The organism is Phenylobacterium sp., from assembly GCF_004799395.1.
Lineage (GTDB): Bacteria > Pseudomonadota > Alphaproteobacteria > Caulobacterales > Caulobacteraceae > Phenylobacterium.
Genome location: NZ_SSMZ01000184.1, coordinates 1 through 2,851, shown reverse-complemented (window position 1 = coordinate 2,851; position 2,851 = coordinate 1). Strand labels below are relative to the sequence as shown.

The 2,851-nt window shown below is 68.1% G+C and carries 2 protein-coding genes; one reads left to right on the top strand and one right to left on the bottom strand.

Translation table 11 applies throughout. From position 1 onward, the window contains the following. Positions 1-190 precede the first annotated feature (190 nt). Complete coding sequence (locus E8A12_RS12115; protein WP_293369012.1) at positions 191-1,255, top strand: alkene reductase; 1,065 nt, start codon at positions 191-193, stop codon at positions 1,253-1,255. Here E8A12_RS12115 and E8A12_RS12110 read toward each other — a convergent pair. After that, entirely contained in the window at positions 1,252-2,721 is a 1,470-nt protein-coding gene (locus tag E8A12_RS12110) for an alkaline phosphatase D family protein (RefSeq protein WP_293369010.1), read from the bottom strand. The two genes, E8A12_RS12115 and E8A12_RS12110, sit on opposite strands and share 4 nt — an antisense overlap. Positions 2,722-2,851 lie beyond the last annotated feature (130 nt).

Here is a 2,851-nt window from a genome sequence, read left to right as displayed (position 1 = left end):
GCCGCACGGTCGGCAGCGGCGTGGTCTCCAAAATCATCAAGTAAGGCCAGGCGCCAAGCTTGAACGAAACGCTTCAGGCCGTCGGGGAAACCCGACGGCCTTTTGCTTATCGCCGCGACAGGAATTCTCCACGTGCGAGGCGGCGCGCGGGCCCCTACCTAGGGGCCTGCATCTACCCACAGGAATGCCCATGCCCACGCTCTTCGACCCCATCCGGATCGGCGATGTCACGCTGAAGAACCGCATCGTCATGGCGCCGCTGACGCGCCAGCGCTCCGGCGTCGAGCGGGTGGCGAACGCCATGGTCGCCCAGTACTACGCCCAGCGCGCGACGGCCGGCCTGATCCTCAGCGAGGCCACCTCGGTGACGCCTCTGGGCGTGGGCTACGCCGACACACCAGGGATCTGGTCGGACGAGCAGACCGAGGGCTGGAAACTGACCACAAAGGCCGTGCACGACGCCGGCGGCCTGATCTTCCTGCAGCTGTGGCACGTGGGACGGATTTCCGATCCCAGCTTCCTGGACGGCCAGCCGCCGGTCTCGGCCAGCGCCGTAGCCGCCAAGGGCGACGTGAGCCTGCTGCGGCCCAAGCGACCCTATCCGGTCCCGCGGGCGCTCTCACTCGAAGAGATCGCCGGCGTGGTCGAGGCCTATCGCAAGGGCGCGGAGAACGCCAAGAAGGCCGGCTTCGACGGCGTCGAGCTGCACGGGGCCAATGGCTACCTGCTCGACCAGTTCCTGCAGGACAAGTCCAACCAGCGCACCGACGCCTACGGCGGACCGATCGAGAACCGCGCGCGACTGATGCTGGAAGCCGTCGACGCGGCGGTCTCGGTGTTCGGACCCGGCCGCGTCGGTCTGCACCTGGCCCCGCGCGGCGACGCGCACGACATGGGCGATTCAGACCTGACTGCGACCTTCACCTATGTCGCGCGCGCCATGCGTGAGCGCGGCCTTGCCTTCCTGATGGCCCGCGAGCGCCAGGCCGAGGACAGCATCGGCGCCATCCTCAAGGCCGAGTTCGGCGGCGCCTACATCGTCAACGAGGGCTTCAATCTGGAAACCGCCGAGGCGGCCGTGGCCTCAGGTGCGGCGGACGCGGTGGGCTTCGGCAAGCTGTTCATCTCCAATCCGGACCTGCCGGCGCGGCTCAAGGCCCACGCCCCGCTCAATCCCTGGACGATGGAGACCTTCTATTCGCCGGGTCCGGAGGGCTACGTGGACTATCCGGCCCTGGAAACGGTCAGCGCCTAGATCGAGAGCTTAGGGTTTCCCTCGAGCACCCATTGCTCGAGCCGCGGGCGTTCGCCGGCCTTCCACAGCGGCGCGCGGTGGACGACGCGGTAGGCGAGGGGGCCACCGTCGGGGGTTGCGGCGCGCTCCAGCGGGCGCGCGATGCAGACGAATTCGGTCTCGAAGGCCTCGGCCGAGGCGCGCACCACCGCATAGCCGTGGCCGCCCATATCCACGAAGCTGAGGTGCGGCGACAGATCGGGGTTGGACAGCGCCCGGGCTTTCACGATGTCGCCGCTCTTCGCGTACTCTAACGTCGACTTCACCCCGTGCCGCATCAGCATGTTGACTGTCGGCTCCGGCGGACCTGACGGCATGTCGCGCAGGAAGAGCAGGCGCAGCGGCATATCCTTCGGGAAGCCGTGGCTGATCGCCTCGACCATGCCGGGCGCGGAGATCGATCCGGTGATGAAGGCTATCCCTACCGGTTCGAAGGCCTTGGGCGGCAGGGACTTGGCTGAAAGGCCGGCCCAGAAGCTGTGCCTGTCGCCGGCCACGGTGGCGAAGCCGGTGATCTGGTGGTCTCGAACGAAGTCGTAGACCTCGGCCCGCTCGGCGTAGCAGCCCGACCAATCGCCGCCGCCGCCGTCCGCATAGCCCGCGCCCGGCCAGGCCGCCTTGGTCAGGCCGGCCGGCAGGTTCTGGAAGTCGGCGCGCAACTCCAGCGTCCCGTTGGTGGCGCCCCAGACCTTCCACGTGGCTTTCGAAGCCCTGAGGGTCTCGAAGAACCAGGCCTTCTGCTTGACCCCAAGCATGGTCACCGGCGGCTCGTCCTTGCGGAAGTTGGGGACCTGCCTGTCGCCGAGCTGGATGGCCGAGGGCGGCCTGCCGCCGTCGTAGGCGCGGCCCGCGTCGAGGATCTCGGTCACTTCCTGGGGGGTGAATTCCGGGAACTCGGACGCATCGAAGTCCTTGCCGTGTGGGCCGTCGAGCGGGTCGTCCGAGCGATAGCTGTGCTGGTCGGTCAGGATCACCTCGACGTGGCGGCCGAAGCGGAGCGCCCGGTAGCCGGTCAGGCTTTCGACGGCGGCGAGGTTGTTCGGCTCCTGGCCCATGCCGTGGTCGTCGAAGACCGTGACCGGCGCGTCGACCACCCTGGGGCCAGCGAACTGCTGCAGGGTGCCGGCCTGTTTCGCCCGCGAGGGCTGGTACTCGAACCAGGCCTGGTTGGCGGCGACCTTGCGGGTCTGGCCCCAGACCACGTCCTTGCCGAACTTCTCGATGCCCTGGTAACCGCGCCAGGAGAACTCGTGGTTGTCCCACATGTTGACGAAGGCGAAGCGCGCGCGGGCGTCCTGGATATCGGGATCGTGCAGGTAGGCCCTGTAGACCGCGCGGTAGTCGCCGAGCGTCGTCGGCAGGTGCAGGTCCTGGAACTTCACGCCGTTTTCGTAGCGGACGATGTCGCGCAGGCGGCGGTCGTACATCCCCTGCGGCCGGTCCTCCGGATACCAGACGATCTCGTAGATGAGACGCGGTTCTCCTCCTCCACGATCTGACCGGCGCCGCGCAGCAGTTCCACCGCCTCGGGCAGCAGGAACTCGATCCCGAGCTCGG